This window comes from Streptomyces netropsis (assembly GCF_014203545.1).
In the GTDB taxonomy this organism is placed as follows: Bacteria; Actinomycetota; Actinomycetes; order Streptomycetales; family Streptomycetaceae; genus Streptomyces; species Streptomyces netropsis.
Genome location: NZ_JACHJG010000017.1, coordinates 95,281 through 109,727, shown reverse-complemented (window position 1 = coordinate 109,727; position 14,447 = coordinate 95,281). Strand labels below are relative to the sequence as shown.

Here is a 14,447-nt window from a genome sequence, read left to right as displayed (position 1 = left end):
GGGTGCGGCGCCGTTTCCCGCTGCGCGGGGCCGTGTCCGCTGCGCGCAGCGGGAAAGGTCAACGACAACCGCAGCCCGCGACGGCAGTCGCAAGGCTGTCGAGCGCCCGCTGCGCACCGTCAGGGTCACCCGTGCCGGAGGTCAGGAACGCGAAGGCCAGCAGTCGGCCGTCCGCGTCGACCGTCGTGCCCGCCAGGGAGTTCACCCCGGTCAGCGTGCCCGTCTTGGCACGCACCGTGCCACGGCCCGCGGCGTGGTCATCGACCCCGTAGCGCGAGCGCAGCGTTCCGCTGAAGCCCGCCACCGGCAACCCCGTGAGGACCGGACGCAGCTCCGGGTGGCCGGGGTCCGCCGCGCGGGCGAGGAGTTGGGAGAGGAGGGCCGCCGAGACCTGGTCGGCGCGGTCGAGGCCGCTGCCGTCGGCGATGTGGGCGCCGGACATGGGCAGGCCGAGTGCGGTCAGGCGGTCGGTGACGGCCTTCGCCGCGCCCTCGAAGCTCGCCGGTTGGCCGGAGGCGAGCGCGGTCTGGCGGGCGAGGGCCTCGGCGATGTCGTTGTCGCTGTTGGTGAGGGTCCGCTCGACCAAGGCGGACAGCGGTGGGGAGGAGACCGCGGCGATACGTTCCGCCTTCGCCGGTGCCGAGCCGCCGGCGGGGTCGCCGTCGATCTCGACGCCTCGCTCGCGCAGCAGGGAGGCGAACTCCCCCGCCGCGTCGGCGGCCGGGTCGGCGCTGCGCTCGGCGGGGCCGCGGTCGGAGTCGTCCTGGCGGCCCTCGTCGATCATGAGGGCGCTCATGGGGGCGATGTTCTCGTTCGGGCCGATGACGTGCTGCGCGGGCCCGGCGTAGCGGGAGGTGTCGTACGCGAGCTTGGTGCGGGTGGTGCCGCGTGCCTTGAGGGCGCGGGCCGTGGCGTCGGCCAGGGTCCGCAGGCTCGCGTCCGCCGTGCCCTGCCGGGCCGTGAGGGTCGGGTCGCCGCCGCCGACGAGCACCATGCCGTCCTTGCCCGTCACCACCGTCGTGTCGATGCGGTGGTCGGGTCCGAGCGCGGAGAGCGCGGCGGCCGCCGTGGCCAGCTTGACCGTGGAGGCGGGGGTGTAGGCGGTGTCCTGGTCGGCGCCGTAGAGCTGCTCGCCGGTGGCGACGTCGACCACGGACGCCGAGCGGTCGGGGCCCAGACCGCCGTCGTCCAGCAGCGGCTTCAGCGTGTCGGTCAGGCCGTTCCGGGTGGGTGCCGGGGCGGCGGCGCGGCCGGACTTTCCGCCCGTCGCGCCGGGCTGCCCGCCGAGGGAGGCGAGGACCGGGTCCGCGAGGGGGACGCGGGCCTCGGCGTGACGCTCGCCACGCGTCGCCGATCCCGCGGCGGAGCGGGCGCGCTCGGCCTTACGCTGACCCGAGTCCCAGGGACCGGCGGCCGCCACCGCGCCGGTCGCGACCACGAGGCCCGTCACGGCGGACACCGCGACGAACCGCACGGTCCGCCGCTGCTCTTGTGGGGCGTTCCGCCACCACCTGAACTGCCACGTTCTGGCCTCAGGCACTACGGACCAGCCCCTTTCGCCACCACACACCTGCGTGAGGGACACTTAACCACTGCGCTTTGCCGAGAGCACGGCACCCGCCCCCGGTAGCGCGAAGCACCCAGACGCATGTGTTGATCATGAAGGAGCCACCCGTGGAGTTCGACGTCACCATCGAGATCCCGAAGGGTTCGCGGAACAAGTACGAGGTGGACCACGAGACCGGTCGCATCCGTCTGGACCGCCGACTCTTCACCTCGACCAGCTACCCGGCCGACTACGGCTTCGTCGAGAACACCCTCGGTGAGGACGGCGACCCGCTGGACGCCCTCGTCATCCTGGACGAGCCCACCTTCCCGGGCTGCCTCATCAAGTGCCGCGCCATCGGCATGTTCCGCATGACGGACGAGGCCGGCGGCGACGACAAGCTGCTCTGCGTCCCCGCGTCGGACCCGCGCGTGGAGCACCTGCGCGACATCCACCACGTGTCGGAGTTCGACCGTCTCGAGATCCAGCACTTCTTCGAGGTCTACAAGGACCTCGAGCCCGGCAAGTCCGTCGAGGGTGCCGACTGGGTCGGCCGCGCCGAGGCCGAGGCCGAGATCGAGGCCTCGTACAAGCGCCTCGAGGCCGCGGGCGGCTCGCACCACTGAGTGGTTACCGGGGCTCCGCCCCGGACCCCGGTCCTCAATCGCCGGACAGGCTGTTTGCAGCCCGTCCGGCGATTGAGGACACAGCTAGAACCCTCTGGTCCGCTTGGCCGCACGGCGCCCCGGCGCGGGCGGGCCCGGGACCTTGAGGAAGAGCCGGGCGATCTCGGAACCGAGATTCACCCCGATGGCGATGGCCAAGGCGAGCGCCGCGGCCTTCGTGAGGCTGGCGATGCCGGCGTTCAGCTCGTTCTTCGCGAAGTTCAGCAGCGCGAAGTACGTGGCACTACCGGGCAGCAGCGGGCCGATGGCCGCCGTCACGTACGGCAGCGCGGACGCGTACCGGTAGCGGGACAGCAGCTGGCCGAAGAGGCCGACGACCCCGGCGGCGATGGCCGTGGCGGGCACCGGGTCCATCTCGGCCGTGTCCGCGAGGGCCGCGTAGATGACCCAGGCGACGCCGCCGTTGACCGTGGCCCACAGCACGGTGTGACGTTCCTGCTGGAGCAGCACCGCGAAGGAGAGGGCCAGCAGCATCGCCGCGATGATCTGGACGACGGGCCGCTCCACGTGTTCCAGCGCCGCCTCGGGATCGAGCGTCCCGGCGCCGCCGATGTGCACGCCCCCGTAGAGGACCATCAGCACGCCGCAGACGATGCCCGCGATGAGGTAGCCGACCTCCAGCAGCCGTGCGGCGGCGGTGATGTAGTAGCCCGTCAGACCGTCCTGGACGCCCGCGACGAGCGCCCGCCCGGGGATCAGGGCGAACAGCCCACCGGTGATCACCGCGGACGCCTGGACGTCCGGGTGGCTGGCGCTGATCGCGACGCCCATCGCGGCGGGCGGCATCGCCGCCGCGACGAACTGGTAGAACTCCGGCAGTCCGCGCCCCGAGGCCAGCCAGGCCAGCCGGTCGCCGAGCACCGCTCCGGCCGCCGCCGCGAGGAAGACCACGAGCCCGCCGCCGACGAGCATGGACGCGGCGCCCGCGAGCAGCCCGGAGGAGACGGTGAGCCCCCAGCCCGGGTAGGGGTGGCGGTTGCGGCGGATCTCGGCGAGACGGCCGTAGGACTCCTCCAGGGTGAGCCCCTGCGAGGTGATGTCGTGGACGAGCCGGAAGACGGCGGAGAGCCGGTTGTAGTCGGTGCCGCGGCGGCGGACCGTGCGGTTGGCGGTGACCGGGTCGTCGACGAGGGACGGCTGGTAGCTCACGGTCAGCAGGGTGAAGGTGACGGTCGGCTCGCAGCGGTCGAGCCCGTAGGCGTGCGCGACGCCGAACATCGCGGCCTCGACGTCCTCGGCGCCCTCACCGCCGGCGAGCAGCAGCTCGCCGATGCGCAGGGTCAGGTCGAGCACGCGCGGGACGGCGGGGCCGGCCTCGTCGGGCTTCCCGGGCCGCTCGGGGGCCGGCCGCTCCCCCACCGGCATGCGCAGCATGGTGCGCATGCGGTCCTGCCAGGGCACTTCCTTGGTGAGGTTGACCTTGGGCGTGCCGTAGGGCGGTGTGAAGGCCGCGTACGGCGTCCCCTGGGTCGTGCTCGGCCCGGCGGTGCCCGGAGGAAGGGTGAAGGCCGAGCCCTCGGGCTCGCTCTCCGGCTCGGGGGCGACGCCCTCGGGCACGGCGAACTCGGAGGTGGGGTGCTCGTCCTCCGGCGGGGCCGGCAGGGGCACGCCCAGCGGCGGGGTGAAGGCGCTGTGCGCCTCGTCGGACTGCGGCTTGCGGTCCTCGACCGTCTCCGCGTCCGAGGCGCTGCTGCCGCCCCGCTGCCGATCCGCCACCACTGCTCCTCGTACGCCCGCCCTGTTTACGGCCACCATGCACGATCAGTGACGCGTGTGCCCAATGGGGGTCCGCACATGCGGACGAAAGCGCCCCGCTGCTGTCGCGACCGGGGTCGGGACCGCAGCGGGGCGCTCGTCGGCGGGATCAGCGCTTGGCGTGCCGGCCGCGCTGGGCCGGCGGACGGCCGTCCTCGGGGCCGCCTCCGGAGACCGGGGGCGCCTTCTTCGCCTTGGAGCGGGCACGCAGGAATTCGATGGCGATCGGGACGACCGAGATCAGCACGATTGCGACCAGCATCGCCTCGATGTTCGTCTTGACGAACGCGACGTTGCCGAGCGCGGCGCCCAGGAGCGTCACGCCGGCGCCCCACAGCGTGCCGCCGATGATGTTGAAGATCAGGAAGGAGCGGTAGTTCATCCGGACGACGCCCGCGATGATCGGCGTGAACGTCCGGATCACCGGCACGAAGCGGGCCAGCACCAGGGACTTCGGCCCGTACTTCTCGAAGAATTCGTGGGCCTTCTCGACGTTCTCCTGCTTGAAGATCTTCGAGTCGGGGCGCTTGAAGAGCGACGGGCCGACCTTCCGCCCGAAGAGATAGCCCGCCTGGTCGCCGAGGACGGCGGCGAGCACGACGAGCAGACAGACCAGCCACAGCGGCTTGTCCAGCGTGCCCGCCGTGACCAGCAGGCCGGTGGTGAACAGGAGCGAGTCTCCCGGCAGGAAGAAGCCGATGAGCAGGCCCGACTCGGCGAAGACGATGGCCAGCACGCCGTAGAGACCGAACTCACCGATCAGGTAGTCCGGGTCCAGCCACTGGGGGCCGAGCGCGAGGGTGGTCATGGGGGTCACGGGGACAGGCTCCTGGGTCGAGGCGCAGGCTCGTGCGAGGCCCGGGCACAGGCGGGGGGAGGCGTGTGTGCGGCCCCAAGTTATCAACGCGACCGCCCGGCTCCTGGTTCCAGAGGGTTGCCGGGGCGGTACACCCGGTCGGCGCAACGTTCCGGGCCCGGCGTGCGTCTCGGTCGACAACCGGCAAAACTGCACAACACGGAGGTGCACGCGATGGGCATCGAGGATTTCGGCGGCGGGCAGAGCCAGTCCGATGTGCTGGTGGTCACGACGAACGACGTGCCCGGCTACCGGGTCGACAAGGTCATCGGCGAGGTCTTCGGCCTCACGGTCCGCTCCCGGCACGTCGGCAGCCAGATCGGCGCGGGCCTGAAGTCCCTGATCGGCGGCGAGCTCAAGGGCCTGACCAAGACCCTGGTCGAGACCCGCAACCAGGCGATGGAGCGCCTGGTCGAGCAGGCCAGGGCCCGCGGCGCCAACGCGGTGCTGATGTTCCGCTTCGACGTGACGGAGGCGGCGGACGTGGGCACGGAGGTCTGCGCGTACGGCACGGCAGTGGTGATCTCACCGCTTTAGCCGTTCGGGGTCCGTCCGCGCTTCAAGCCTGGCCGCGTTTCAAGCCCGTCCGGCGATTGAGGACCGGGGTCCGGGGCAGAGCCCCGTTCACTGGCCCCGGCCACCGTCACACGAACCGCCCTACACCCATACCGAGCCCCACTTTGACCCGTATTGTCGCGATAGCGAAAGGTACATGCCGGTCGGGCTGAGGGGTACGCGCGGATCATGGCACTGCACAAGGGCACGGACGACCGGACGGGCGCCTCCGAGCGGGGCTTCTCCGTCAACCCCTTCTACGGCGAGGCCGACCCGCTCGGCGGCATGGCGTCGGAGCCACCGCGCCACGCCCTGCCCGACGGGCCGATGGCCCCGCACGCCGCCTATCAGTTCGTCCACGACGAGCTGATGCTGGACGGCAACTCCCGGCTCAACCTCGCGACCTTCGTCACCACCTGGATGGAGCCCCAGGCCGGCGTGCTGATGGCCGACTGCCGGGACAAGAACATGATCGACAAGGACGAGTACCCGCGCACCGCGGAGCTGGAGAAGCGCTGTGTGCGGATGCTCGCCGACCTCTGGCACGCGCCCGACCCGGCCTCGGCCGTGGGCTGCTCGACCACCGGGTCGAGCGAGGCGTGCATGCTCGCCGGGATGGCCTTCAAGCGGCGCTGGGCACTCGCGAACGCGGACCGCTATCCGTCGGCCGGCGCCCGGCCCAATCTCGTCATGGGCGCGAACGTCCAGGTCTGCTGGGAGAAGTTCTGCAACTTCTGGGAGGTCGAGGCCCGGCTGCTGCCCATGGAGGGCGACCGCTTCCACCTCGACCCCGCCGGGGCCGCGGCGCTCTGCGACGAGAACACCATCGGGGTCGTCGCCGTGCTCGGCTCGACCTTCGACGGGTCCTACGAGCCGGTGGCCGACATCTGCGCGGCGCTGGACGACCTCCAGGAGCGCACGGGCCTGGACGTCCCGGTCCATGTGGACGGCGCGTCGGGCGCGATGGTCGCGCCGTTCCTCGACGAGGAGCTGGTGTGGGACTTCCGGCTGCCGCGCGTCGCGTCGGTCAACACCTCCGGGCACAAGTACGGGCTGGTCTACCCGGGCGTGGGCTGGGCGCTGTGGCGGGACGCCGCCGCGCTGCCCGAGGAGCTGGTGTTCCGCGTCAATTACCTGGGCGGGGACATGCCGACCTTCGCGCTGAACTTCTCCCGGCCGGGCGCGCAGGTCGCCGCGCAGTACTACACCTTCCTGCGGCTGGGCCGGGAGGGCTACCGGGCGGTGCAGCAGAACACCCGTGACGTGGCCCGCACGCTGGCCGACCGGATCGAGGCACTCGGCGACTTCCGGCTGCTGACGCGCGGCGACGAGCTGCCCGTCTTCGCGTTCACGACGGCCGACGACATCACGAGCTACGACGTGTTCGACGTGTCGCGGCGGCTGCGGGAGCGCGGCTGGCTGGTGCCCGCCTACACCTTCCCCGCGAACCGGGAGGACCTGTCGGTGCTGCGTGTCGTCTGCCGCAACGGCTTCTCGCTCGACCTCGCCGAGCTGTTCCTCGACGACCTGGGCACCCTTCTGCCGGAGCTGCGGCGACAGCCGGGACCGCTGGACCGGCCGCAGGCCGTCGCCACCGCCTTCCATCACTGAGCGCAGCCGCCTGCCCGGCGGGCCTCCCCCGGTCCACGGCGTCCGGACCACCGGCCGCCACCGCCCGGCGGGTCGTACGCGACCGCCGGAGCGCGTACGGACGTCCCGGCCCGCCGGGCCCGGCTCACCGCCCCAGCCCCCGGTAGCGCCGCAGGGCCAGCGGCACGAAGACCGCGAGCAGGAGCAGCGGCCAGGCCACCGCCATCGACAGGGCGTGCTGGGCCGCCCAGGAGCCGCCGTCCGCCCCGGGGCTGCCGAAGAGCTCCCGGACGGCGGCCGCCGTGGCCGACATCGGGTTCCACTCGGCGACGGCGCCGAGCCAGCCGGGCATGGTCTCGGCGGACGCGAAGACGTTGGAGAGGAAGCCGACCGGCCAGATGAGGATCTGCACGGCCTGGACGAGTTCGGGCTTGCCCGCCACCATCCCCAGGTAGATGCCGAGCCACAGCATCGCGGACCGCAGCAGGAGCAGCAGCCCCATCGCCTGGAGGGCGTTGCCGAGGCCGTCGTGCCAGCGCCAGCCCATCAGCAGCCCGACGCCGATCATCGCGAGCAGGCTGAGCACCGACTGGAGCATGTCCAAGGCGCTGCGGCCGACGAGTACGGCGGAGGGAGCCATCGGCAGGGACCGGAAGCGGTCGATGACGCCCTTGTTGAGGTCCTGGGTGACGGCGACCATCGTGCCCTCCAGGCCGAAGGCCATGGTCAGCGCGAGCATGCCGGGGACCAGGAACTCCTTGTAGTCGCCGCCGCCCGGGACGGTCATGCCGCCGCCGAGGAAGTAGGCGAACATCAGCAGCAGCATGACCGGGAAGGCGAGGCCGACGAGCACCTGGACGGGCTGCCGTGCCCAGTGCGCGAGGCCGCGCCGGGTCATGGTCCAGGAATCGGCGAGGACCCATGCCGAGGGGTGTGCCGGTGCGGGGACGTGTGTCATGCGGCCGCTCCTTCCTTCGCTTCGGCGCCGGCCGGTGCCGCCCCCGTGACGTGCAGGAACACCTCGTCGAGCGTCGGGCGGCGCAGTGCGATGTCCGCAGCCTCGATGCCGGCCGCCGCGAGCGCCCGTACGGTCTCGGTCAGGGCGCCCATCCGGTCGGTGACCGGTGCGCTGATCAGTCGGCGGTCGGGGTCGGTGGTGACGGCCGCCGCGCGGGCGGCCATGGCCACGACGGATGCGGCGGCGGCCAGTCGGCCGGCGTCGCGCACGACGACGTCGATGCGGTCGCCGCCGAGCCGTGCCTTGAGCTCGTCGGGGGTGCCCGCCGCGATGACCTTGCCGGTGTCGACGACGGAGATCCGGTCGGCGAGCTGGTCGGCCTCCTCCAGGTATTGGGTGGTCAGCAGCACGGTGGTGCCGCCGTCGACCAGGGAGCGCACGGATTCCCACACCTCGGTGCGGCCGCGCGGGTCGAGGCCGGTGGTGGGCTCGTCGAGGAAGAGCACCTCGGGCGCCAGGATCAGCGCGGCGGCGAGGTCGAGGCGGCGGCGCATGCCGCCGCTGTAGCGGCCGACGGGCTTGCGTCCGGTGTCGGCCAGGGCGAACCGCTCCAGCAGCTCCTCGGCGCGGGCGGCGGCCCGGCGGGCACCGAGGTGGTAGAGCCTGCCGAACATGTCGAGGTTCTGACGGCCGCTCAACTCCTCGTCCACGGCGGCGTGCTGGCCGAGCAGCCCGATCCGCCGGCGGACTTCGTCGGGGTGGCTCACCACGTCGCGTCCGGCCACCTCGACCCGGCCGGCGTCGGGTCGCAGCAGGGTGGCGAGGACACGGACGGTCGTGGTCTTGCCGGCCCCGTTGGGGCCGAGCAGCCCGTGGACGGTGCCGCGCGGGACGGTGAGGTCCAGACCGTCGAGGGCGTGCTTCCTCCCGTACGTCTTCCGCAGTCCTTCGACAACGATCGCGTGATCGGTGTCAGTCAATGCGCTCTCCTCCGATCGGTAGTCAAACTTGACTACGCGCCCGAAGCTACTCCTGGATCCCGAGCTAGTCAAACTTGATTAATGAGTCCTGTCGGTGGGTCCGCCGTTCTGTCGGTGGGGCCCGGGGCCCCGTCGGCGCTCAGCGCGCTCCCGGCCGCCGGGTCACTGCTCCCCCCTGGTGACGATGCCCTTCCACTGATCGCCCTCGTCCGCCATGACGTAGGCCCCGCCCTCCAGGCGTTCGATCAGTCCGCGGGTCCACTGCGCCCCGCTCTCCGCGGTGTGCACCCACATGCCCATGATCTCGCCGATGTGGCCCCAGTCCTGGCCCTCGCCCGGGGTCCAGTGCCTGCCGATCTCGGACCGCCACGCCTCCAGCGACTCCACCCGCCGCTTCAACAGCGCGATGGCCTCGGCGCGCGGCAGGTCGACGATGAATCCGACTCCCGCGCTGAGGACGTCCACCTTCTGGTCGTAGGAGGAGAGGGCCTCGCGCAGGAGCGTGAAGTACTCCTCCTCGCCCTTCCCCGTCAGCTCGTACTCCGTCCGCGGGGGGCCGCCGGCCTCGCTCGGGGCGATGTCGTGCGCGATCAACAGCCCTTGCTTGGCCATCTGCTTGAGCGCGTGGTAGATCGATCCGGGCTTGGCGCTGGACCACTCGTGCGCGCCCCAGAACTCCAGGTCGTTGCGCACCTGATAGCCGTGGGCGCGCCCGTGCTGCCGCACCGCCCCCAGCACCAACAGCCGGATCGCCGACATCGTCTTTCCTCATTCCACCTGTTCACGCCTGCTCCGCGGCACACCTGCGCGGCCCTGACGCCCAGACTAGGCGGAACGGGTCCCCCGCCCGGCTCAGCCCTGGCCGGGCGCCCCCTGCGCCTCGGCCACCAGCTCGAAGGCGGTCTTGCCGTCGAGGGACTCGCGGATGACGTCCGCGTGGCCCGCGTGCCGGCCGATCTCCTCCACCAGGTGGAGCAGCAGCCAGCGCAGCGACACCTGCGAGGTCGGCGGGTACCAGGGGGCCTCCGGCAGCGGGAAGGTCTGCTCCAGGCTGTCGACGGAACGGATGAACCGCTCGGTCTCCTCGGCGACCCTGTCCCAGTAGGCGAGCGTCCCCGCGACGCTCTCGCTCTCGGTCAGCCGGAAGCTGTCCGACCAGGTCGCCATGGTCCGCTCGATCTCGGGCGGCAACTGCTGTGCCATCCGCACCCAGTTGTGCTCGGTCTCGGCGACGTGCTTCAGCAGGCCGCCCAGCGACAGCTCGCTCGCGCTGGGCGTGGCCGCCGCCTGCTCCTCGCTCAGCCCGAGGAGCGCCCGGCGCAGACCGCCGCGCTGGGCCTCCACGAACGCCAGCAGGGTGCCGCGCTCGTCGGAGGGGTTCTTCTCGATCACGTGCGTAACCATGGGGTCCTGCCTTTCGGGCCGTCGTCTCGCGCCGCTCTCTCGCGATGCCTCAAAAGTAGGACCCCATGCGGTCAACTTCTGTCCTCAACCCGCACGAGTCCGGAAACCGGGTCGGACGGGCGCACGGATCAGAACGGGAATCTGCTGCGCCCGTGCTGGACCGAGATCCACTTGGTGGTGGTGAAGGCGTCGACCACGGCCTCGCCGTTCAGCCGTCCCACGCCCGAGTGCTTCTCGCCGCCGAAGGGCACGATCGGCTCGTCGTGGACCGTGCTGTCGTTGACGTGGATCATGCCGCTGTCGATGCGCTTGGCCACCCGCACACCCCGCTCGATGTCGCCCGTGTGGACGGCGCCGCTCAGCCCGTACGGGGTGTCGTTGGCGATCCGCACCGCCTCCTCCTCGCCGTCGAACGGGATGATCAGCACGACCGGGCCGAAGATCTCCTGCCCCAGGACCGGGGAGTCCGCCGCGAGACCGGTCAGCACCGACGGGCCGACGAGCGTGCCGTCGGACTCGCCGTGCAGCAGGGCGGTGGCCCCGTCCGCGATGGTCTGCTCCACGAGGGTGGTGATGCCCTCGGCCTGGCCGGCGTTGATGAGCGGGCCGATGTGGGTGGCCGGGTCGGCGGGGTCGCCGACCTTGAGGGTCCTGACCTTGGCGACGAACTTCTCGGTGAACTCGGCCTCGACCGACCGGTCCACCAGCACCCGGTTGGCGGCCATGCAGACCTGCCCCTGGTGGATGAAGCGGCTGAAGACGGCGGCGTCGACGGCGTAGTCCAGGTCGGCGTCGTCGAGGACGATCAGGGCGCTGTTGCCGCCCAGTTCGAGGATCGTGCGCTTGAAGTGCGAGGCCGCGACGGTGGCGACGTGGCGGCCGACCCGGTCGGAGCCGGTGAAGGAGATGACCTTCGGCACGGGGTGCTCGATGAGCGCGTCACCGATCTCGGCGATGTCGGTGACGACGACGTTGAGCAGACCGGGCGGCAGCCCGGCCTCCTCGAAGACCTTGGCGACCAGGCCGCCGCCGCATATGGGGGTGTTCTGGTGCGGCTTGAGGACGACGGCGTTGCCGAGCGCGAGCGCCGGGGCGACGGACTTGATCGACAGTAAGAAGGGGAAGTTGAACGGGCTGATCACCCCGATCACGCCGACCGGCACCCGGTAGAGGCGGTTCTCCTTGGTGTCGTCCGGGGAGGGCAGGACGCGCCCCTCGGGCAGCAGCGCGAGGTGCAGCGACTCGCGCAGGAACTCCCGGACCAGCCGCAGCTCGAAGGCCACCTTGACGGCCGTGCCGCCGACCTCGGCCGTGATCGCCTCGGTCAGCGCCTCCTCGCGCTCGTCGATGATCCGCAGCGCCCGCTCGAAGACGAGCCGGCGGGTGTACGGGTTGGTGGCCGCCCAGGCGGGCTGGGCGCGCTCGGCGGCACGGTACGCCTGGTCGATCTCGGCCACGCTGGCGACGGCGATGGAGGCGAGCTTCTCGCCGTCGTACGGATTGAAGTCGACGATGTCCCAGGAGCCACTGCCGGCCCGCCATTCGCCGTCGATGTACTGGAACGCCAACTCGTCGAAGTAGGACATGCGCCATCCTGTCTGCGGACCGGGGCGCCCGTGACGCCCGTTCGAGGTGCGGACTCCTGATGGAACGTCATCGTACTGATGTGTCAGAAGAGTTGAAGGAGCCGCCTCAACAGGTCCCTGCTGTGGGAGGGGGAGAGGCTGTCGTCGTGCAGCCGCTCCATCACCCGCGCGTACTGCGCCACTTCCTCGGCCTTGTCGACATAGAGCGCACTGGTGAGCTGCTCCAGGTACACCACGTCCGACAGGTCAGACTCGGGGAAGCGCAGCATGGTGAAGGCGCCGCTCTCCCCCGCGTGCCCGCCGTGCGCGAAGGGCATCACCTGGAGCGTGACGTTGGCCTGCTCGGATATGTCGACGAGGTGCTGGAGCTGCTCGCGCATGACCTCCGGGCCGCCGTACGGGCGGTGCAGCGCGGCCTCGTCCAGCACGGCGTGGAAGACGGGTGCGCGCTCGGAGAAGAGGAGCTTCTGGCGCTCCATGCGCAGCGAGACGCGGCGCTCGACCTCGGCCTCGTGGGCCTCGGGCTGGCCGCGCACGACGACGGCGTGGGCGTAGCCCTCGGTCTGGAGCAGGCCGTGCACGAACTGCACCTCGTAGATCCCTATGTACGAGGCGGCTCCCTCCAGCCCGACGTACGTCTGGAACCAGCCGGGGAGCACATCGCCGTAGCTGTGCCACCACCCGGCGACGTTGGCCTCGCGGGCGAGGCCCAGCAGGGCCTCGCGCTCCGCGTCGTCCGTGACCCCGTAGAGCGTGAGGAGATCCTCCACGTCACGCGCCTTGAAGCTCACCCGGCCCAACTCCATCCGGCTGATCTTCGACTCGGACGCACGGATCGAGTACCCGGCTGCCTCGCGCGTGATGCCACGCGACTCGCGCAGCCTCCTGAGCTGTGAGCCCAGGAGTATGCGGCGCACCACGGAACCGCTCGACTCGCTCGTGGCCATCTCTGCGACCCTTCCTGTCCCGGCCTGACGTTTCCGCACCCTTCTGAGGGCGACCCCCGTTCCCCCGGCGCCGAAGTCTGCCACCTTCAGGCTTCGTTGAGTGTCTATCCGGTTACCGAGACCGGACTCGTACCGGAGTCGGCCGGTACACATAGCCGGGAGGGCGCAGGAAAATTGGGCACCAAACCCCCTGTGCGCCCCCAAAACCCCCGCGTGCACGTGCATCTGCCCTTGCATCCGCCGTGCGCATTGGGAACGATGGGCCTCGCACACGTGCACGTCACGTCCACGATTGCCAGGAGTGCCTCGGATGGGTACCGAAGGATCGACTGTGCTCTCTCCCCTGTGGCGAGGGCTGCCCGCGATCGACTCATCCGCCGTCTCGAATTCGGCGTCCTGTGCCCTGCCACCACGGTTCGAAGCGGTCAGGACGGCCCGGAAGTTCACCGGGACCACGCTGCACCAGTGGGGCCTGCACGGACTGTTCGACGATGTCGCCCTGGTCGTCTCGGAGTTGGTGACCAACTCCATGCGCTACGCCCTGCCGGACGACCGTGGCCACGGGGGCTACGAACCGCCGGTGCGGCTGCATCTGATGCGCTGGACATCGCGGCTGGTGTGCGCCGTGCGCGATCCGAGCGAGGAGAGCCCGGTCGCGAGCCAGGCCGAGGCCGCCGACGAGCGCGGCCGGGGTCTGTTCCTGGTGGAGTCCTTCAGCGACGGCTGGGGCTGGCACCCATTGGCCGGCGCCCTGCACGGCAAGGTCGTGTGGGCGCTGTTCCGCCTGCCACGCGACTGACGCGTGCGACCGGGCGTGACGCCCGGTCGTACACGAGGGGCGTCAGTCGCGTGCCAGGTGGTCGAATTCACCGTCCTTGACACCCAGCAGCATGGCCTCGATCTCGGCCGGCGTGTAGACGAGCGCGGGGCCGTCAGGGAAGCGGGAGTTCCGCATGGCGATCCCGCCGCCCGGCAGCTTGGCGAACTCCACGCAGGAGCCCTGGGAGTTGGAATGCCGGCTCTTCTGCCAGACGACATCTTCGATGTCCGATGCGGCCATGCCGTTGTACGCCTGGGGCACTGGACTCTCCCGGAGAGTTGCAGGGGCATCCCCGGCCGCGGATTCGGGGACGACAACTGCTCCGGATCATAGCTGCGTTCATGTGCTTCTGCATGAGCCGATGCACGTGCACACAGGGTGTTCCCATCGCTACTTCGCGGCAGAGTCCGTCACTACTTCGCCGCGGAGGAAGAGGAATACGGCAGAAGGGCCATCTCACGGGCGTTTTTGATCGCCCGGGACAGTTGCCGCTGCTGCTGGGCGGTGACACGGCTCACGCGCCGGCTGCGGATCTTCCCGCGGTCCGAAATGAACTTCCGCAGCAGATCGACGTCCTTGTAGTCGATGTACGTGATTCCCGCGGCGTCCAGGGGATTGGGCCGGGGCTTGAGGTTCTTGCGGTGCTCGGGACGGCGAGCCATGGGCGAGGTCCTTTTTCGGGAAGAGATCGTTCGGGAATTGGGGGGGGGAAGGAAAGGGTCCGCTCAGCGGACCGGAACCACCGGCCGGAACAACCGGCCGCA

The 14,447-nt window shown here is 71.0% G+C and carries 15 protein-coding genes; 4 read left to right on the top strand and 11 right to left on the bottom strand.

Going from position 1 to position 14,447, the window contains the following annotated elements; all coding sequences use genetic code 11:
• Positions 1-58: 58 nt before the first annotated feature.
• Positions 59-1,540, bottom strand: a complete 1,482-nt coding sequence (dacB, locus tag FHS38_RS30865) for a D-alanyl-D-alanine carboxypeptidase/D-alanyl-D-alanine endopeptidase (protein WP_229822824.1) — start codon at positions 1,538-1,540, stop codon at positions 59-61.
• Between the two features lie 134 nt (positions 1,541-1,674).
• On the opposite strand from dacB, the gene FHS38_RS30860 reads away from it, so the two are divergent.
• On the top strand, positions 1,675-2,172 hold the full coding sequence (locus FHS38_RS30860; protein WP_130878794.1) for an inorganic diphosphatase: 498 nt from the start codon (positions 1,675-1,677) through the stop codon (positions 2,170-2,172).
• 84 nt (positions 2,173-2,256) lie between these two features.
• Here FHS38_RS30860 and FHS38_RS30855 read toward each other — a convergent pair whose 3' ends face one another.
• Positions 2,257-3,951, bottom strand: a complete 1,695-nt coding sequence (locus FHS38_RS30855; RefSeq protein WP_229822823.1) for a threonine/serine exporter family protein — start codon at positions 3,949-3,951, stop codon at positions 2,257-2,259.
• A 145-nt stretch (positions 3,952-4,096) separates the two neighbouring features.
• The gene (locus FHS38_RS30850) at positions 4,097-4,795 is read right to left on the bottom strand and encodes a DedA family protein (RefSeq protein ID WP_184739326.1); all 699 of its coding nucleotides are present in this window, start codon (positions 4,793-4,795) and stop codon (positions 4,097-4,099) included.
• A 222-nt stretch (positions 4,796-5,017) separates the two neighbouring features.
• Between FHS38_RS30850 and FHS38_RS30845 the strand changes: the two genes are divergently transcribed.
• Both FHS38_RS30845 and gad read left to right on the top strand, forming a co-directional pair.
• Entirely contained in the window at positions 5,018-5,380 is a 363-nt protein-coding gene (locus tag FHS38_RS30845; protein ID WP_184739210.1) for a YbjQ family protein, read from the top strand.
• Between the two features lie 207 nt (positions 5,381-5,587).
• On the top strand, positions 5,588-7,009 hold the full coding sequence (gene gad / locus FHS38_RS30840) for a glutamate decarboxylase (RefSeq protein WP_184739209.1): 1,422 nt from the start codon (positions 5,588-5,590) through the stop codon (positions 7,007-7,009).
• 124 nt (positions 7,010-7,133) lie between these two features.
• On the opposite strand, the gene FHS38_RS30835 is transcribed toward gad, so the two are convergent.
• The 6 genes from FHS38_RS30835 to FHS38_RS30810 all read right to left on the bottom strand — a co-directional run bounded on the left by FHS38_RS30835 (position 7,134) and on the right by FHS38_RS30810 (position 12,863).
• On the bottom strand, positions 7,134-7,946 hold the full coding sequence (locus tag FHS38_RS30835; protein WP_184739208.1) for an ABC transporter permease: 813 nt from the start codon (positions 7,944-7,946) through the stop codon (positions 7,134-7,136).
• A complete protein-coding gene (locus FHS38_RS30830; protein WP_184739207.1) occupies positions 7,943-8,926 on the bottom strand; it encodes an efflux ABC transporter ATPase subunit, DrrA-related in 984 nt (327 codons plus the stop codon). Before FHS38_RS30830 ends, FHS38_RS30835 begins: the two co-directional genes overlap by 4 nt.
• Before the next feature lie 162 nt (positions 8,927-9,088).
• Entirely contained in the window at positions 9,089-9,685 is a 597-nt protein-coding gene (locus tag FHS38_RS30825) for a PadR family transcriptional regulator (RefSeq protein ID WP_184739206.1), read from the bottom strand.
• A gap of 93 nt (positions 9,686-9,778) precedes the next feature.
• Positions 9,779-10,330 (bottom strand): DinB family protein, encoded by a 552-nt coding sequence (locus tag FHS38_RS30820; RefSeq protein ID WP_184739205.1) that lies wholly within the window; start codon positions 10,328-10,330, stop codon positions 9,779-9,781.
• Positions 10,331-10,458: 128 nt separating this feature from the next.
• Complete coding sequence (locus tag FHS38_RS30815; RefSeq protein WP_184739204.1) at positions 10,459-11,916, bottom strand: aldehyde dehydrogenase family protein; 1,458 nt, start codon at positions 11,914-11,916, stop codon at positions 10,459-10,461.
• Positions 11,917-11,999: 83 nt separating this feature from the next.
• The gene (locus FHS38_RS30810) at positions 12,000-12,863 is read right to left on the bottom strand and encodes a Sco1979 family transcriptional regulator (RefSeq protein ID WP_184739203.1); all 864 of its coding nucleotides are present in this window, start codon (positions 12,861-12,863) and stop codon (positions 12,000-12,002) included.
• Between the two features lie 310 nt (positions 12,864-13,173).
• Here FHS38_RS30810 and FHS38_RS30805 point away from each other — a divergent pair, with 310 nt between their 5' ends.
• Complete coding sequence (locus FHS38_RS30805) at positions 13,174-13,662, top strand: ATP-binding protein (RefSeq protein ID WP_184739202.1); 489 nt, start codon at positions 13,174-13,176, stop codon at positions 13,660-13,662.
• Between the two features lie 42 nt (positions 13,663-13,704).
• Here FHS38_RS30805 and FHS38_RS30800 read toward each other — a convergent pair whose 3' ends face one another.
• Together FHS38_RS30800 and rpsR are read right to left on the bottom strand one after the other, a co-directional pair.
• A complete protein-coding gene (locus FHS38_RS30800; RefSeq protein WP_184739200.1) occupies positions 13,705-13,944 on the bottom strand; it encodes a DUF397 domain-containing protein in 240 nt (79 codons plus the stop codon).
• A 152-nt stretch (positions 13,945-14,096) separates the two neighbouring features.
• Entirely contained in the window at positions 14,097-14,345 is a 249-nt protein-coding gene (rpsR, locus tag FHS38_RS30795; RefSeq protein WP_184739198.1) for a 30S ribosomal protein S18, read from the bottom strand.
• Positions 14,346-14,447 lie beyond the last annotated feature (102 nt).

Coding starts and splice junctions, on each gene's coding strand:
- FHS38_RS30835 (WP_184739208.1), bottom strand. CDS start 7,946: ATGACACACGTCCCCGCACCGGCACACCCCTCGGCATGGGTCCTCGCC.
- FHS38_RS30825 (WP_184739206.1), bottom strand. CDS start 9,685: ATGTCGGCGATCCGGCTGTTGGTGCTGGGGGCGGTGCGGCAGCACGGG.
- gad (WP_184739209.1), top strand. CDS start 5,588: ATGGCACTGCACAAGGGCACGGACGACCGGACGGGCGCCTCCGAGCGG.
- FHS38_RS30850 (WP_184739326.1), bottom strand. CDS start 4,795: ATGACCACCCTCGCGCTCGGCCCCCAGTGGCTGGACCCGGACTACCTG.
- FHS38_RS30810 (WP_184739203.1), bottom strand. CDS start 12,863: ATGGCCACGAGCGAGTCGAGCGGTTCCGTGGTGCGCCGCATACTCCTG.
- rpsR (WP_184739198.1), bottom strand. CDS start 14,345: ATGGCTCGCCGTCCCGAGCACCGCAAGAACCTCAAGCCCCGGCCCAAT.
- FHS38_RS30820 (WP_184739205.1), bottom strand. CDS start 10,330: ATGGTTACGCACGTGATCGAGAAGAACCCCTCCGACGAGCGCGGCACC.
- FHS38_RS30815 (WP_184739204.1), bottom strand. CDS start 11,916: ATGTCCTACTTCGACGAGTTGGCGTTCCAGTACATCGACGGCGAATGG.
- FHS38_RS30845 (WP_184739210.1), top strand. CDS start 5,018: ATGGGCATCGAGGATTTCGGCGGCGGGCAGAGCCAGTCCGATGTGCTG.
- FHS38_RS30805 (WP_184739202.1), top strand. CDS start 13,174: ATGGGTACCGAAGGATCGACTGTGCTCTCTCCCCTGTGGCGAGGGCTG.